This window comes from Pseudomonas sp. GW822-FHT04C11 (assembly GCF_058800905.1).
Genome location: NZ_JBXAMS010000022.1, coordinates 65,945 through 82,079 on the forward strand (window position 1 = coordinate 65,945; position 16,135 = coordinate 82,079).

The following is a 16,135-nucleotide window of genomic DNA, read 5'->3' on the forward strand; positions in this document are numbered from 1 at the left end:
ATTAAATTTACATATTGAGATTTTTCTTCCGCAAGGTTTATAGTCCAGCTCACTCACTGCCAAAAACAAAACAGGTGAAGCGATGCTGGCGCAATTGATCGCGCTCGATTGGGGGACGACGTCCCTTCGTGCGTACAGGCTCGGCCCGAATGCTGGCGTCCTTGATCAGCGGTCACTGGCGTCAGGGATCATGCAGTTGCCGAAAGCGCCGCGGGTGATCGCCGGCCTGTTGTGTGCCGACGGTTTTGAACTGGCATTCGACGAGGCCTGCGGTGATTGGCTCGATGCACAGCCTGCTCTTCCGGTGATTGCCTGCGGCATGGTCGGCAGTGCTCAGGGCTGGCGTGAAGCGGCTTACTGCGATACTCCGGCGAATGTCGCCAACCTCGGCACTTCCCTGCAAACCGTCCGCAGCTTGCGCGGCGTCGATGTGCATATCGTGCCCGGTGTCATCCAGCGTTCGCGGCTGCCGAATGTGATGCGCGGCGAGGAAACCCAGGTCCTTGGCGTGCTGCAAAACCTGCCTGCCGGGGCAGGGGACAACCTGTTGATCGGCCTGCCGGGCAGCCATTCGAAATGGGTCGAAGTGGTCGAAGGCTGCATCACTCATTTCGACACGTTCATGACTGGCGAACTGTTCGCTGTGCTGAGCGAACACAGCATTCTCGGGCGCACGCAACAGCGCGGCGCAGCCTTCGACTGCGCAGCCTTTGATCGCGGCGTGCAGGTGGCGTCGTCGGCGGATGGTGAGATCGGCCCATTGTCGACGCTGTTCAGTTCTCGCAGTCTCGGCTTGACCGGTGAACTCAGCGCCGAGCAGCAGCCTGACTATCTGTCTGGTCTGTTGATCGGCCATGAACTGGCGGCGCTGGCAACGGTGCATCGCCACCACAGCGCAAAGCTTGCTTCGATCGTTCTGATCGGCAATGCCCAACTCTGCACCCGCTATCAGCGTGCGCTCGCTATCTGCGGTTTTCCTCATGTGACCTTGGCCGAACAAGCCACCGAACGCGGTTTGTGGCAACTGGCGGTCGCAGCCGGGCTGATCGGTAAAACCGCTCCCGTTCAACCCGACTAGAGGTCTGACATGCTCAAGCAAGCACTGGCAACAAACGGACTGATCGCGATCCTTCGGGGCCTGCGCCCACAAGAGGCGGCGGCCATCGGCGAGGTTCTGTACCAGTCCGGTTTTCGGGTTATCGAAGTGCCGCTCAATTCTCCTGAACCCTATGAAAGCATCCGCATTCTGCGCAGCACCTTACCCGCCGATTGCCTGATCGGCGCGGGTACGGTGCTGACTCCGGAGCAGGTCGCGCAGGTGAAAGCCGCCGGTGGACAGGTGATTGTCATGCCGCACAGCGATGCCGAGGTCTTGCGTGCGGCAAAGGCGGCCGGCTTGTATCTGGCGCCGGGTGTGGCGACACCGACCGAAGCGTTCGCAGCACTCGCAGAAGGCGCGGATGTGTTGAAGATGTTCCCGGCCGAGCAGATGGGACCGGCGGTAGTGAAGGCCTGGCTCGCAGTATTACCGGCCGGGACCATGCTGGTGCCAGTGGGCGGGATTACTCCTGACAACATGCAGGCGTTTGTCGAGGCAGGGGTCAAAGGCTTTGGCCTGGGTTCCGGGTTGTTCAAGCCGGGTCTCACGCCTGCGGAAGTGGCCATTCGGGCCGGGGTGTATGTCGCAGCCTGGAGCGCGCTGCACTTCGAGTTGTAGTGACGGCACGGGGGCAACCATAATGCCGCCCGTTCACTCGCTTAACGGTAAGGCTGGACTATGCAGGAAGAGCTCTCGAAAAATGCCGCGCCAACCGGCACGCAAACGTTGCTGCGCGGTTTGGCTGTGGTGCATGCCGTGGCTGGCGGTGCTCGTGATCTCAAGGAAATCGCCCGGCTGATAGGCACTACCCGCAGCACCACGCACCGCTTGGCCAGTTGCCTGGTGGACGAGCGATACCTGCGCGTGGTGCCGCAAGTGGGTTACCTGCTCGGGCCCAAGTTGATCGAGTTGGGTTTTCAGGCCCGCGAAGAGCTGCCGCTGGTGACCCTTGCCGGGTCCTATCTGGACGAGTTGTCGGCGTTGACCGGCGACACCATCCATCTGGCGATCCGTGAAGGCGACGAGGTGTTGTACTTGCACAAGATTCCGGGGCGCAATGGCCCGGAAATGCGCTCGCGAGTCGGTCATCGCATGCCACTGGCGCGCACCGGGATCGGCAAGGCGCTGATGCTCGATGACTCGCAGCAAGAGTGGCAGCGGTTGTATCAGATCAGCTTGCCGGCGGGTGGGAAGAGTCAGTTCTGGCCGCAGCACCCGGAGCAATCCTGGGAGCAGTTTCAGCAGCGCATGCTGGAATATGTGGCGGGTGGTTATGCCTTCGACCTGGAAGACAACGAACCGTCGATCCGCTGTGTGGCGGCACCGGTTCGCGACGCCAGTCGGCGGATCGTCGCGGGCATCAGCATCGCCAGCACGGTTCCGTACATGCCGCTGGAGAAAATGGCCGAGCTTATTCCCTTGATCAAAGGAGTCACGGCTCGGCTGTCGGCAGAGCTAGGGGCCAGGTTATAAGCCGCTAACGTCTGATCAGACGTGCGGTGGGTTGAGCAGGTTTTTGGGGAATGGAGCGTTATCTTGGGAATGAAAATGGTACGGATGCTATGGGTGTTGATGGTTGTTTTGTGTTCGTCGTGCATGCAGTTACACGTACCGGATGCGCGGGTTGAGTTTACCTCGATCAAACACCAAGGCTATGGTCAGTATGAGTTACGTTTCAGGTCCGATCGGGACGTGGCGAACATCTACAAGTCCAACGGTATCAACGATGGTGTCAATGCGTGGATTACGTGCTCACTGGACGGTGATAGGAACTTTTCAAACAATCACACTATGACCTTGTCGATGCAAGGTTTTCTGGAGGATGCCCATCTTGTTGAGGGTGATCGTCGCTACGAGTTCTGGACCTCGGTCAGATTTACCGAGGATAGCGATCATCACAGCTCTCAACGTGACATCAGGAAGGAAGTGCTGCTCCCGTTGCTGAAATCCCGGGAGTACATTCCCTGTAAAACCGTGAGTGTTGCGTGGTTTTTCAAGACGTACTATTCAACGATCATGTATATCCCGACGTCGCGCATCATTGCCGAGGTGGATAAACAGATCCTTTCACCCGCCTATGTGATTCTGCCGCCAGAAGATCGTCCGTTTTCCTGGTTGTTGTTTGAGCCTGTTTGTATCAACGAATGGGTTTGGAATGGCGGTGAGACCATTGTCCATGGCGGTGTATGCAGCAGTTTGCCTTACAGTGGGCTGTTGAGTTCGTTTGCGCCCTATAAAGACAAGTACCGCGTTGTTAACCAGGAAACCGGCTTGGCGAAACCGGACGCTCCCTACATTATTGTGCGCATGGATGGGCGTCAGGAGGCGGGTGTGACCGACTCCTTGGGCTACACCCATCAAGTGGGGGCCGATGAGCCTGAAACAATAAAGCTCTATGTCCCTGACAAGGGGCTCTGATCCAGGGTGGATTGGCAGGCTCAAATGAAAAAAAACGGGCGGGACTCTTGGGTCGAAGAGCCCACAGCCCGGTGGATTGCTCCGCTAAGCGACAGGGCCTGACTCAGGCTTTAAGCGTTGCCATGTCGATGACGAAGCGGTATTTCACGTCACCGGCGATCATGCGGCTGTAAGCCTCGTTGATCTGGCGGATGTCGAGCATTTCGATGTCGCAGGTGATGTTGTGCTCGGCGCAGAAATCCAGCACTTCCTGGGTTTCTGCAATACCCCCGATCAACGAGCCGGCCAGCACCCGACGACCCAGCACCAGTTTGGCGGCGTGGACGGGCGGGTCAATCGGCTCGATCAGGCCGACCAGGATGTGCACGCCGTCGAAGCGCAGCGTATCGAGGTACGGGTTGAGATCGTGCTGCACCGGAATGGTGTCGAGCAAAAAGTTGAACTGTCCGGCTGCGGCCTTCATCTGTTCGGCGTCGGTGGAGACGATCACGTGGTCCGCCCCCTGGCGGCGACCTTCTTCGGCCTTGCTCGCTGAGCGGGTGAACAACGTCACTTCAGCGCCCATGGCCTTGGCAAACTTGATGCCCATGTGACCGAGGCCGCCCATGCCGAGAATCCCGACTTTGTCGCCGGCTTTCACGCCATAGTGTTTGAGCGGCGAGTAGGTGGTGATTCCCGCACAGAGGATCGGTGCGGCGCTGGCCGGGTCGAGTTTCTCGGGGATACGTACGACGAAGTGCTCGCTGACCACGATGCTATCCGAGTAACCGCCCATGGTGTTGCTGCCGTCGACCCGGTCCGGGGTCGCGTAGGTCAGGGTCGGACCTTCGAGGCAATATTGCTCGAGGTCGGCATGGCAGGCTTCGCAGTGGCGGCACGAGTCGACCATGCAGCCGACGCCGACCAGATCACCCACCTTATGGGCGGTGACATTGGTGCCAATGGCGGTGACTTTGCCGACAATTTCGTGGCCTGGCATCAGCGGGTAAACAGCAATGCCCCATTCGTTGCGGGCCTGGTGGATGTCGGAGTGGCAGACGCCGCAGTAGAGAATCTCGATCGCTACGTCGTCGGCACGCGGGCTGCGACGTTCGAAGGTCATCGGGGCGAGGGGAGTGGTGGCCGACTGGGCGGCGTAACCGATGGCGGTGTACATGGTGAACCTCGCAAAAGCAGTGACGGGTGAGGTGGGGGATTTTCCGCGCCGCCCGCTTCACCGGCCATGACGATTCCTCCGCGTCTTATGCCTATTCCTCCGGCATCCTCGGTGGAGCGGTCGCATTGGCGCTCAGACCTGCGATGATGCTTTCATCCTTTTTTCGCGAAGTTTTTGCCATGTTGTTAACCCGTCATCTCGATGCCAATGCTGCGCTGGTTGGGCTGATTCAGCCGTTGGCGACCCGTGATGGTTTCGTGCCGACACGCTTGCCCGGCGTGCACGTACTCAGAGCCAGTTGCGATGTGGCGCGTGGCCCGCAGATCTATGAGCCGAGCCTGATGATCATTGCCCAAGGCAGCAAAGTCGCCTATCTGGGCGCGCGTACGCTGGAATACGGTGCCGGGCATTACCTGATTCAGGCACTGCCGGTGCCGTTCGAATGCGAAACCTTTGCCATGGCTGATGCGCCATTGCTCGGGGTTTCGATTGCCATCGACCGCGCGCTTTTGGGCGAACTGGTGTTGGCCATGGGGTTGGTGCATGGGCGCAATACGCCTGCGCAAACCCCCGAATCCATGACCTCGGCGGTACTCGATGACGGCATGCGTGGCTGTGTCGAGCGCTTGTTGCACTGCCTGCACGATCCGCTGGAGTGTCAGGTCATGGGGCAGGCACGGTTGCGTGAGTTGTTGTTCGTGGCGTTACGCGGTCCGCAGGCTGATGTGCTACGGGCGTTGGTCGAGCAACAGGGACAATTTGCCCGGATTGCGGCGTCCTTGAGTCATTTGCATGCGCACTTCACCGAGCCGCTGAACGTCGAGACGCTGGCCAGTTGCGCGAACATGAGTACGTCGACCTTTCACGAGCATTTCAAGCGCAGCACCTTGTTGTCGCCGGTGCAGTATTTGAAGCGCTTGCGATTGCTCAAGGCGCAGCAGTTGTTGCTGTCGGAAGGGCTGGGGGTGGCGCAGGTTGCGCATCGGGTGGGTTATCAGAGCACGTCGCAGTTCAGTCGCGAGTATAAGCGCTACTTCGAGCGTAATCCGGGGGATGAACGGGTGGCTTAGATTTCAGGCGCAGTTACAGAGGGCGGTGTCGTTTTCTCCGGGCAACAAAAAGGCCCCCATTTCGGGAGCCTTGATGTTTGGCAATTTGACTTACATGTTCGGGTAAGTCGGGCCGCCAGAACCTTCCGGCGTTACCCAGGTGATGTTCTGCGCAGGGTCCTTGATGTCGCAGGTCTTGCAGTGCACGCAGTTCTGGGCGTTGATCTGGAAGCGCTTCTCGCCGTCTTCCTTGGTGATCACTTCATACACGCCAGCCGGGCAGTAGCGCTGAGCAGGCTCATCGTACAGCGGCAGGTTCTTGCTGATCGGGATGCTCGCGTCGGCCAGTTTCAGGTGGCAAGGCTGTTCTTCTTCATGGTTGGTACCGGAGATGAACACCGAGCTGAGCTTGTCGAAGCTGAGTTTGCCGTCCGGTTTCGGGTAGTCGATCTTCTTGCTGTCGGCCGCGAGCTTGAGGCAAGCGTAGTCCGGCTTGGTGTCGTGCAAGGTGAACGGCAGTTTGCCGCCGAAGATGTTCTGGTCGAGCCAGTTGAAGCCAGCGCCAATGATGGGGCCGAATTTGTGCATCGCCGGGCCGAAGTTGCGGCTGGCGAACAGTTCTTCGTAAAGCCAGCTGGCTTTGAACGATTCAACGTAGCTGTTCAGTTCATCAGCGCCTTCGGAGCCTGCGAACAGGGCGTCGGCCACGGCGTCAGCGGCGAGCATGCCGGACTTCATGGCGGTGTGACTGCCTTTGATCTTGGCGAAGTTCAGGGTGCCGAGGTCGCAACCGATCAGCGCGCCGCCCTTGAAGACCATCTTCGGCAGCGAGTTCAGGCCACCTTTGCAGATCGCGCGCGCACCGTAGCTGATGCGCTTGCCGCCTTCCAGGTACTGCTTGAGCACCGGGTGATGCTTGAGGCGCTGGAACTCGTCGAACGGCGACAGGTAAGTGTTGCTGTAGGACAGGTCGACGATAAGGCCGACTACAACCTGGTTGTTTTCCAGGTGATAGAGGAACGAGCCACCGGTGTTTTCGGTGCCCATGATGTCCAGCGGCCAACCGGCGGTGTGCACCACCAGACCTGGCTGATGCTTGGCCGGATCGATTTCCCAGATTTCTTTCAGGCCAATGCCGTAGTGCTGGGCGTCGGCATCGGTGTCGAGGTTGAAGCGCTTGATCAGTTGCTTGCCGATGTGGCCACGGCAGCCTTCGGCGAACAGCGTGTACTTGCCACGCAGCTCCATGCCTGGGGTGTACAGGCCTTCTTTCGGATTACCTTCACGGTCAACGCCAAGGTCGCCGGTGATGATCCCGCGAACCACGCCGTTTTCGTCGAACAGTGCTTCCTGAGCGGCGAAGCCCGGGTAGATCTCTACGCCCAGGTTCTCGGCCTGCTGAGCCAGCCAGCGGCACAGGTTGCCCAGGGAGATGATGTAGTTGCCTTCGTTGTGCATGGTCTTGGGCACAAAGAGGTCTGGAATCTTGATCGCGCCATCGGCGTTTTTCAGAACGAAGATGTCATCGCGAGTGACCGGAGTATTCAGCGGCGCGCCGAGTTCTTTCCAGTCCGGGAACAGTTCGTTCAGCGCCCGAGGTTCGAACACCGCGCCAGACAGAATGTGAGCGCCGACTTCGGAGCCTTTTTCGACCACGCAGACGCTAATTTCCTTACCGGCTTCGGCGGCCTTCTGCTTCAATCGGCAGGCGGCGGAAAGACCAGCGGGGCCGGCACCGACGATGACCACGTCGAATTCCATGTATTCGCGTTCCACAGGTTATCTCCTACTCAAGGCTCAACAGTTTTTTTTCTAATTGGAGGTTTGGTGTCGCATCCATGAATCCCTGCACAACGCTGGGAGAGGACAATCGATGAGCCACCTTTCTCTCTAGGCGGCGCATTATATCTACACCACTCTTAGCGTCCAATACAAACGTTTGTTTGAATTTGCTCCAGCCCAGAGAAATCAAAGAAGCGCGGCTTATGACTGGCCATTTTGGCGTATTGACCGGAATAGGTGTTCCGGTCAAGATACGGGCGGTTTTGCGCTCGCCGTAGGCTGACTGTTGGTTTCAAGAGCACCTCTAAAGACAGGGCGAAGGCGGTACAAGGTGACGCGCAGCACGGGGTTGTCGCGAAGTTTACACGTCGCGACAAAGAATGACTCGTTAGTCACCACTGACGAACGGTCATTACGCTTCGTGAGCTGGGTCACCCAGTACAAATGCCGGCGTTTTTAGAGGTGCCCTTGTGCCCGATGAGTATCAACCGCCAGGTTCGCCTAGGCGACTTTCTTTTCACCGGAGAGTAACGAGGAATCCATGAAGGTTCTTGTAGCTGTCAAACGAGTGGTCGACTATAACGTCAAGGTTCGCGTCAAAGCGGACAACTCCGGCGTCGATCTCGCTAACGTCAAGATGTCGATGAACCCTTTCTGCGAAATCGCAGTGGAAGAAGCCGTACGCCTGAAAGAGAAAGGTGTTGCGACTGAAATCGTCGTCGTCTCCATCGGCCCGTCCACCGCTCAAGAGCAACTGCGCACCGCGCTGGCTCTGGGTGCCGACCGCGCCATCCTCGTCGAATCCGCCGAAGACCTGACTTCCCTGGCTGTTGCCAAGCTGCTCAAGGCTGTTGTCGACAAGGAACAGCCTTCGTTGGTGATCCTTGGCAAACAAGCCATCGACAGCGACAACAACCAGACTGGCCAGATGCTCGCAGCACTGAGCGGATACGGTCAGGGCACTTTCGCTTCGAAAGTCGAAGTCACTGGCGACAAAGTTGCCGTGACTCGCGAAATCGACGGCGGCGCGCAGACCGTTTCGCTGAAACTGCCAGCCATCGTCACCACCGATCTGCGTTTGAACGAGCCGCGCTACGCGTCCCTGCCAAACATCATGAAAGCCAAGAAGAAGCCGCTTGAAGTGCTGACTCCTGACGCTTTGGGCGTTTCCACCGCCTCTACCAACAAAACCCTGAAAGTCGAAGCGCCGGCTGCACGCAGCGCAGGCATCAAGGTCAAGTCGGTGGCTGAACTGGTCGAGAAACTGAAAAACGAAGCGAAGGTAATCTGATCATGACTATCTTGGTAATCGCCGAACACGACAACAAAGTAGTGGCCCCAGCCACGCTGAACACCGTGGCGGCTGCCGCCAAAATCGGTGGTGACATCCACGTTCTGGTTGCCGGTCAGGGCGTTGGCGCTGTAGCTGAAGCTGCCGCGAAAATCGCTGGCGTGGCCAAAGTGCTGGTCGCCGATAACGCTGCCTACGCACACCAACTGCCAGAAAACGTTGCACCGCTGGTAGCGGAGTTGGGCAAGGGCTACAGCCACATCCTGGCTGCTGCCACCTCCAACGGTAAAAACATCCTGCCGCGCGTTGCCGCTCAGCTGGACGTTGACCAGATCTCCGAGATCATCTCGGTTGAAAGCGCTGACACCTTCAAGCGCCCAATCTATGCCGGCAACGCCATCGCGACCGTTCAGTCCAACGCTGCGGTAAAAGTCATCACCGTGCGTGCTACCGGTTTCGATCCGGTTGCCGCCGAAGGTGGTTCGGCTGCCGTTGAAGCGGTTGCGGCTGCTCACGACGCTGGCACTTCCAGCTTCGTTGGCGAAGAACTGGCCAAGTCCGATCGTCCGGAACTGACCGCTGCCAAGATCGTCGTTTCCGGCGGTCGCGGCATGCAGAACGGCGACAACTTCAAGCACCTGTACGCCCTGGCCGACAAGCTCGGCGCTGCTGTTGGCGCTTCCCGCGCCGCGGTCGACGCAGGTTTCGTACCGAACGACATGCAGGTCGGTCAGACCGGCAAGATCGTTGCGCCACAGCTGTACATCGCCGTCGGTATCTCCGGCGCGATCCAGCACCTGGCCGGCATGAAAGACTCCAAAGTGATCGTTGCGATCAACAAGGACGAAGAAGCGCCGATCTTCCAGGTGGCCGATTACGGCCTGGTAGCGGACTTGTTCGAAGCCATCCCCGAGTTTGAGAAGCTGGTCTAATCCAGCGGCTTGACTTATAAAGAGCCCGGCCTTTTGGCCGGGTTTTTTATTGTCTGCGATTTGAGTGTGGGGAAATACGCCATGGATTTGCGTCGCTGGAGCGCCTTGTGGGTGCTGCTGAGCCTGTCGGCTTTGCCCTTGCTGTCAGTCGCTGCGGGCAAATGCGAGCGTCTGGTGGTGACCGGCAGTCCGGATGCACCACCGTATCTGTGGCAAGACCCGCAAGACCCGACGCACTTGATCGGTACCAGCGCCGACTTGTTGCAGCAGATGGCGGGGGAGTTGGGAATCAAGGTCGAGTTGCTGTACGCCGGCAATCGATCTCAAGCGTTGGATGAAGTGCGTAGCGGGCGTATCGACATGCTGGCCGACGCGCCTCTGATGGACAATCAACTCGAATCACTGGACTACATCCAGCCGCCATTGCTGGAAAACGACTACCTGGTCTGGACCCGCAAGGGCTCGGCATGGGTCTACAACGAAGCGCAGGATTTGCGTGGGCATGTTGGCGCAGTCTCGGCAAAGGCTCGTTTGACACAACCGTTCGAGGCCTACGCACAAGAGCAATTGACCTTGATGAGTCTGCCAAACCTGACACAGGCTTTTCAGAAGTTGCTGCTGGGTGACGCGGACTATGTGCTCGCCGGGCGTTATGCCGGGATAGCCATGGCGCAGACATTGGGCATGGCCAACGATGTGCAAGCGTATCCGCAACCGATCGACCGACCGGGGCTGTTCCTTGCCATTTCCCGCAACTCTGCCTGCAACGATCCATGGTTACGCGGACAGCTGTCGAAAAAGATGACAGAATTGCCCGCGTCCGGCCTGACGGAGGCCGTGCTGCAGCGCAATCTGGAGCGCTGGAAAGCACACTTGCAGCAACCCGTCAGCACACCAAAACAGTAGGGATTTTTAGTGACTCTTCGACCTCTTTTCGCTGCCATGGCCGTTATGGCCCTGGCGGGTTGTGCTGCCGATCCGGCGCCGAATGAACAATTGCGTTTGACCGAACGGGCCCTGGAACAGGCCGCCGCTGTCGGGGCAACGACTGAAGACGTGCCAGAGCTGAAACTCGCTGAAGGCAAGTTTGCTCAGGCTAAGGCCGACATGACCACTCAAGCCTTCAAGGATGCGCGGATGCAGGCCGAACAGGCAGAACTGGACGCGCGTCTGGCCGAGGCCAAGGTTCTGACAGTGAAGAGCCAGGAAAAGCTGAACGTGCTCAACACCCGCATCACTCGCCTGCGCAAGCAACTGGGAGATGCCCAATGAGCCTGAAAAACACCATTCTGGGCGGTTTGCTGCTGGTGGGTTGCGCAGGGCTTGCCGGCTGCGCAGGTCAACACAGCGCGGCGGCATTGCAACAAGCCAGCGCTGACTTTCAGAAGGTCAAGGAAGATTCGAACGTGCTGCGCATCGCGCCCAAGGACGTGATTCGGGCGGGTGAGTCGCTTGCCCGGGCTGATCGTCTGTCGACCTACTGGGGCAGCGGCCCGGATGTTAAGCATTACGCTTACCTGAGTCAGCGTTACAGCGAAATTGCCCGTCAACACACCGAGCAAGCGCTGAATGACGAACGTGGGGCCAAGCTTGAGCTGGAGCGTCAGCGCCTGCAGTTGGCGTTGCGCGAGAACAAACTGCTCAGCGTGCAACAACAGGGTAAATGGCTGGAAGAGCAAATCATCAACCTGGCTACGACCCAGACTGATCGCGGTCTGGTCATGACCCTGGGGGATGTGCTGTTCGACACCGGTGAAGCCGAGCTGAAAAACTCGGCAAATCGTACCGTATTGAAAATTGTCCAGTTTCTGCAGCTCAACCCCAAGCGCGTGGTGCGTATCGAAGGTTATGCCGACAGCACCGGCGGCAAGCAGGACAACCTGAAGCTGTCTCGCGATCGCGCCCAGTCGGTGGCGGACATGCTGATCGATCTGGGGATCGAAGATAAGCGCATTCAAGTCGAAGGCTACGGCGATGAATACCCGGTAGAGGCCAACGCTTCCGAGCGGGGGCGTGCGCAGAACCGCCGGGTCGAAATTGTGTTCTCCGACGAAAAAGGCCAGCTCGGCGCTGCCCGCTAAGGTCAGCGTTACTGGAAAACCCGGCCCCCTCAGCGGTGCCGGGTTTTTTTTGCCTGCGAATTGGATCGCGCCATATCCAAAAAAGCAGTACAGTTTTTGCTGTCACTGCACTGTATGGTCGACTATTGTGGCAACTGTCCCAGTACACTTCTAAACTGTTCCGGTAAAGTTTCACACAAGAATAAAATGCCCGTGAAATCGAGTGCTGCGTCATGACCAATCTCTTGCTCTATCAACGAATCGCTCAGCAATTGGCTGAGGATATCCGGCGTGGTGTCTATCAGCCCGGCGAGCGCGTGCCTTCTGTGCGCAAAATGAGCTCGCAGCTCAATGTCAGCCACGCGACGGTGCTTCAGGCATATGCCAACCTCGAAGATCAGGGGCTGATTCGCGCACGCCCGCAGTCGGGTTACTACGTCCACCAGACCCCGGCACTGACCGCGCCGACGCCGGATATCGCGCGTGTCGAACGTCCCGGCCTGGTCACGCGCAGCAGTATCATTCAGCAAGTGTTGGTCGAGTCGCGTCGCGAAGGGGTGTTCCCGCTAGGTGCTGCGGTGCCCAGTGTCGACTATCTGCCGGTACGGGCACTGCACCAGCAATTGGCCAAGGTCACGCGGTTTCACAGCCCGCGGGCGTTCAGTTACATGTTCAGTCCGGGTTTTGAACCGTTGCGTCGCCAGGTGGCGATCCGCATGCGTGATGCCGGTGTAGTGGTCGACCCATCGGAAGTGGTCATCACCCATGGTTGCGTCGATGCGCTGCAAATGTCGTTGCGCGTCCTGACGCGTCCTGGCGATCTGATCGCGGCTGAGTCGCCGACCTACTACGGCTTGTTGCAGCTTGCCGATTTGTTGGGTTTGAAAGTCATCGAGATCCCCAGTGACCCGGCGACGGGCATGAGTCTGGAAGCCTTGCAACTGGCCGCCAACCAGTGGTCGATCAAGGCGTTGGTGCTGACCACGCGCCTGAGCAACCCACTGGGTGGCACCATGCCGGAAGAGCGGCAAAAACAGCTGCTGCGTCTGGCTTCGGACTTCGATATCCAAGTGGTCGAAGACGATATTTACGGCGAACTGATGTTCGAGCAAGGCCGTACCAAATCGCTGAAAGCCTATGACCGGCTGGATCGGGTCATCTATTGCTCAAGTTTCTCCAAGACCCTGTCACCCGGTGTGCGCATCGGCTGGATGATTGCCGGCAAGTACCAGCAGGAAATCCAGCGGCTGCAGACCTTCAGCACCCATTCGGCGTGCAGCGTGACGCAGATGGGGATCGCAGCCTATCTGGAGAACGGCGGCTACGATCGTCATTTGCGCTACATTCGCCAGGAATACCGCAAGAACCTCAGCGCCTTCCAGTTGGCGGTACAGCAGTATTTCCCTGAGGGAACTCAGATAACCCGGCCCACGGGTGGCTTCATTCTATGGGTCAGCCTGCCGGGGCGGGTCAATACGCAGGAACTGCATGTCCGTGCGTTGCAGCAGGGCATCAGTATCGCGCCGGGGCTGATTTTCAGTAACACCGAACAATTCAATCACTGCATTCGCTTGAACTGCGGCACGCCGTGGAATCGTGAGGCCGAGCGGGCGCTGATGACACTCGGGATGCTGGCCACTCAGCTTTGTCAGGAGACGGCTGGCGGTTTTTGACGTGCACCAGGGGCTGGATTGCTATGCGAGCTTGTCAGGAGCCTTACAACAAGCGAGCATATGGCCCTCTGCCGTTAGCGCTGTAGTGTTCATGAAAGCGATTTTTCCTGCTGGTTTGATGTTGGCGTGCCTCTTGAGTGTCTTCATGCCGGGTAGCGCAATAGCTGCGGTCGCCCCGGATAAAGGGGGCATCAGCACTTCTGAGGTGAAGGCAAAGCCCGTTGTGCCGACAAAAAAACACATACCAGCCAAAAAGGCCGAAGCAGTAAAGAAGCCGAAGTCACAAAAGAAACGCCCACCCATTGCCTCAAAATCAAAATCCGCGAGCGAGGTGGTCAGAACCACGTACTTGCCTCCAGCCAAGCTGGATTTGAGCCTGCCGCCGGACATGGTTAAGCAGTTACAACCTGTTGGCACTGTTCCGCTAGTCAAACATGCCCCTTTGCTGCCGCCCATGTTTGGTGAAAAAATCAAGGCTGACAGCCCGTTCCAGCTTAACGGTCGCCTGCTCAGTAACGAAATGCAGTTGCAAATGCGCAAGGAAGAGCACCGAGAGGTCGACGGTGCGGCACTGGAATTCCAGTTCAAGCAGTAAAATCGCACATTGCTCTGTGACCCGCGCACCTGACGCTTGGTCGGAGACTGGTCAGTCACGCGTGTTTGAGCGAAAAACCTCTATCCGGCCAATTTCAAACGGCTGTTTTAGCGGGTACTCTAGTCCACGTTATCCAACACATTACCCGTCGCGAGGAGCGTGTCGTCATGAACTGCCGTGAAGGCTGTGGCGCCTGTTGCATTGCCCCTTCCATCAGCACACCCATCCCCGGCATGCCAAACGGCAAAGCGGCGGGAGAACGTTGTGTGCAACTGTCTGTCGATAATCTGTGCCGTATTTTCGGCAAGCCTGAACGGCCGGCGGTCTGTGGCGCGTTTCAGGCGGATGTCGAGGTGTGTGGCAACAGCCGGGAAGAAGCCATCAAGTTGATCGGTTGGTGGGAGAAAATGACCGCGGCGTAGTGTGTTCAACGAACGGAACTTCAACAATAAGGAATAAGACTATGGGTTCGCTGCATCGTATCGCTGTGTTGTGTGGTTTGACCGTTCTGTTGGCCACGACAGCCCAGGCCGAAGACTGGAAAACTGCCAAGGATGAGGACGGAATCAAGGTTTCCCTGAGTGAAGTCGCCGGGTCTCAGTACAAGGCCTACCGCGGTGTGACCGTAATGAAGACCTCCGTGGCCAAGTTGCGCGCGCTTCAGGAAGACGTGTCTGGCGCGTGTGCCTGGATTCATGAGTGCAAGGTGCAGAAGTTGCTCAAGCACGAAGGCGATCAAAGCTGGACCTACACGCAGTTCAGCACCCCATGGCCGGTGACTGCTCGTGACTCGGTATTGCACGTGACTACTGTCGAAGGCGCCGATGGCAGCCTGACGCGTAAGCTTGAAGGCGTACCGACCTACCTGCCTGAAGAAAAAGGCTTTGTTCGTGTCACCCAGGTCCAGGGTTTCTGGAAACTTGTTCCAAAAGGCGCGGACCAGGTCGAAGTGACCTATCAGGTTCACACCGAACCAGGTGGTAGCGTGCCGTCCTGGCTGGCCAACAAGTTTGTGGTCGACGCCCCCTTCAATACCTTGAAAGCCCTGAAAGCACGCGCCGAGAAGTAATGCCGTGCTTTTCGCAAAGAGGCTGCCAACCGGCGGCCTTTTTCATATCAAACCGATGGATTCAGGAGGAACGATTTTCCGGTATTCGGGGTCGAGATGTTGTAAGCCCATCTGTGGGTTTTACCAAGGAGGCACCGATGCAAAAGTGGGAAGTCACCTTCGTAGATGATCACGGCGTGCAGACCGTGGAGCAATTCGATTGCGAACAAAAACCCACGATGGAGCGGGCCGCGCAATTGATTCGCTCAAAACTCCTCCCTGTTCCGGCCGAGCTCGATCTCAATGATCTGGAGGGGCGAACCGAGGACCCGACGGTCAAAAGCCTGAAAGATCAGAACAGCATTGAAATTCTCAGTATCACTCCAATTGCATAACCACTTGATGCGACTCGCAAACAGGCCTTGGCAGCAACTCTGACTTGGGGCTACTCTGCAAACGAGATCAGCGAATGGATCGCTAAGGTCTGGTCTTGTCAGCTACATGCTTGTTTCCCGGCGGCAATTTGATTGCCGTATCGCCCTCACCATTCGGTTGCGGGCGCAGGGAGTACGGAAAGTCTATCCATCAGTTTGAGGAGGACGTTTCATGAGCACAGCCTATCAAGAAGACATCAGCAGCAGTGTGCTGCGCCGCATGAAAGAAGGCGGTTTTGATTTTTCACGGTTCCATCCCATCGAGTTCTACGCCATTTTTCCGGATGAGGAGCGGGCACGCAGGGCGGCAGGGCATTTTCGCGGTGAGTCCTTGAATGCGCAGGTCAGCGTGCGTGATGACGGTGCCTGGCATTTGGAGTTGAGCAAGGTGATGTACGCCACTTATGGCGGCATCGGTGACTTTGAACAGGACTTTGAGGCGGTGGTCGAGCCTTTGGGGGGGATTATCGAAGGATGGGGCGTCAAGCAGGAGGTACGAGGGCTACTCGCATAACACTATGAACAGCGACAACACTCAGCAACGGCTGACCTCAGGGTTGGCCGTTTTCGTTTTCGGACATTGAGAAGTCAAAGGATC

Annotated in this window: 18 protein-coding genes; 16 read left to right on the forward strand and 2 right to left on the reverse strand. The window is 58.0% G+C overall.

The window, feature by feature from the left end:
- The first annotated feature begins 82 nt into the window (after positions 1 to 82).
- The 4 genes from AC1RJ3_RS27170 to AC1RJ3_RS27185 all read left to right on the forward strand — a co-directional run bounded on the left by AC1RJ3_RS27170 (position 83) and on the right by AC1RJ3_RS27185 (position 3,517).
- Complete coding sequence (locus tag AC1RJ3_RS27170) at positions 83 to 1,078, forward strand: 2-dehydro-3-deoxygalactonokinase (RefSeq protein ID WP_493081508.1); 996 nt, start codon at positions 83 to 85, stop codon at positions 1,076 to 1,078.
- Between the two features lie 9 nt (positions 1,079 to 1,087).
- Positions 1,088 to 1,717 (forward strand): 2-dehydro-3-deoxy-6-phosphogalactonate aldolase, encoded by a 630-nt coding sequence (locus AC1RJ3_RS27175; protein WP_493081510.1) that lies wholly within the window; start codon positions 1,088 to 1,090, stop codon positions 1,715 to 1,717.
- 60 nt (positions 1,718 to 1,777) lie between these two features.
- Positions 1,778 to 2,572 (forward strand): IclR family transcriptional regulator, encoded by a 795-nt coding sequence (locus AC1RJ3_RS27180; protein ID WP_493081512.1) that lies wholly within the window; start codon positions 1,778 to 1,780, stop codon positions 2,570 to 2,572.
- A 63-nt stretch (positions 2,573 to 2,635) separates the two neighbouring features.
- Positions 2,636 to 3,517, forward strand: a complete 882-nt coding sequence (locus AC1RJ3_RS27185) for a hypothetical protein (protein ID WP_493081514.1) — start codon at positions 2,636 to 2,638, stop codon at positions 3,515 to 3,517.
- Between the two features lie 103 nt (positions 3,518 to 3,620).
- On the opposite strand, the gene AC1RJ3_RS27190 is transcribed toward AC1RJ3_RS27185, so the two are convergent.
- Positions 3,621 to 4,673, reverse strand: coding sequence for an NAD(P)-dependent alcohol dehydrogenase (locus tag AC1RJ3_RS27190; protein WP_493081516.1), 1,053 nt, complete (start codon positions 4,671 to 4,673; stop codon positions 3,621 to 3,623).
- Between the two features lie 179 nt (positions 4,674 to 4,852).
- On the opposite strand from AC1RJ3_RS27190, the gene AC1RJ3_RS27195 reads away from it, so the two are divergent.
- A complete protein-coding gene (locus AC1RJ3_RS27195) occupies positions 4,853 to 5,743 on the forward strand; it encodes an AraC family transcriptional regulator (RefSeq protein ID WP_103317630.1) in 891 nt (296 codons plus the stop codon).
- Positions 5,744 to 5,833: 90 nt separating this feature from the next.
- Here the strand turns inward: AC1RJ3_RS27195 and AC1RJ3_RS27200 are convergent, their stop codons facing one another.
- Positions 5,834 to 7,498, reverse strand: a complete 1,665-nt coding sequence (locus AC1RJ3_RS27200; RefSeq protein WP_347927512.1) for an electron transfer flavoprotein-ubiquinone oxidoreductase — start codon at positions 7,496 to 7,498, stop codon at positions 5,834 to 5,836.
- A 547-nt stretch (positions 7,499 to 8,045) separates the two neighbouring features.
- On the opposite strand from AC1RJ3_RS27200, the gene AC1RJ3_RS27205 reads away from it, so the two are divergent.
- From AC1RJ3_RS27205 to AC1RJ3_RS27255, 11 genes are all read left to right on the forward strand, one after another.
- Entirely contained in the window at positions 8,046 to 8,795 is a 750-nt protein-coding gene (locus AC1RJ3_RS27205) for an electron transfer flavoprotein subunit beta/FixA family protein (RefSeq protein ID WP_489112303.1), read from the forward strand.
- A 2-nt stretch (positions 8,796 to 8,797) separates the two neighbouring features.
- Positions 8,798 to 9,727: an electron transfer flavoprotein subunit alpha/FixB family protein gene (locus AC1RJ3_RS27210; protein WP_054593323.1), complete on the forward strand. Its 930-nt coding sequence runs from the start codon at positions 8,798 to 8,800 to the stop codon at positions 9,725 to 9,727.
- Between the two features lie 81 nt (positions 9,728 to 9,808).
- Entirely contained in the window at positions 9,809 to 10,633 is an 825-nt protein-coding gene (locus AC1RJ3_RS27215; protein ID WP_493081519.1) for a substrate-binding periplasmic protein, read from the forward strand.
- 9 nt (positions 10,634 to 10,642) lie between these two features.
- Positions 10,643 to 10,999: a DUF4398 domain-containing protein gene (locus tag AC1RJ3_RS27220; protein ID WP_347927505.1), complete on the forward strand. Its 357-nt coding sequence runs from the start codon at positions 10,643 to 10,645 to the stop codon at positions 10,997 to 10,999.
- Entirely contained in the window at positions 10,996 to 11,808 is an 813-nt protein-coding gene (locus AC1RJ3_RS27225; protein ID WP_103317623.1) for an OmpA family protein, read from the forward strand. The genes AC1RJ3_RS27220 and AC1RJ3_RS27225 overlap by 4 nt, the downstream gene beginning before the upstream one ends.
- 212 nt (positions 11,809 to 12,020) lie before the next feature.
- The gene (locus AC1RJ3_RS27230; RefSeq protein WP_054593319.1) at positions 12,021 to 13,460 is read left to right on the forward strand and encodes an aminotransferase-like domain-containing protein; all 1,440 of its coding nucleotides are present in this window, start codon (positions 12,021 to 12,023) and stop codon (positions 13,458 to 13,460) included.
- 91 nt (positions 13,461 to 13,551) lie between these two features.
- Positions 13,552 to 14,055, forward strand: coding sequence for a translation initiation factor 2 (locus AC1RJ3_RS27235; protein ID WP_493081522.1), 504 nt, complete (start codon positions 13,552 to 13,554; stop codon positions 14,053 to 14,055).
- A gap of 167 nt (positions 14,056 to 14,222) precedes the next feature.
- Complete coding sequence (locus tag AC1RJ3_RS27240) at positions 14,223 to 14,477, forward strand: YkgJ family cysteine cluster protein (protein WP_347927500.1); 255 nt, start codon at positions 14,223 to 14,225, stop codon at positions 14,475 to 14,477.
- A 41-nt stretch (positions 14,478 to 14,518) separates the two neighbouring features.
- Positions 14,519 to 15,124: an START domain-containing protein gene (locus AC1RJ3_RS27245; protein WP_493081524.1), complete on the forward strand. Its 606-nt coding sequence runs from the start codon at positions 14,519 to 14,521 to the stop codon at positions 15,122 to 15,124.
- 137 nt (positions 15,125 to 15,261) lie between these two features.
- A complete protein-coding gene (locus tag AC1RJ3_RS27250) occupies positions 15,262 to 15,498 on the forward strand; it encodes a hypothetical protein (RefSeq protein ID WP_054593316.1) in 237 nt (78 codons plus the stop codon).
- A 211-nt stretch (positions 15,499 to 15,709) separates the two neighbouring features.
- Positions 15,710 to 16,051, forward strand: coding sequence for a ribonuclease E inhibitor RraB (locus AC1RJ3_RS27255; RefSeq protein ID WP_019689386.1), 342 nt, complete (start codon positions 15,710 to 15,712; stop codon positions 16,049 to 16,051).
- Positions 16,052 to 16,135 lie beyond the last annotated feature (84 nt).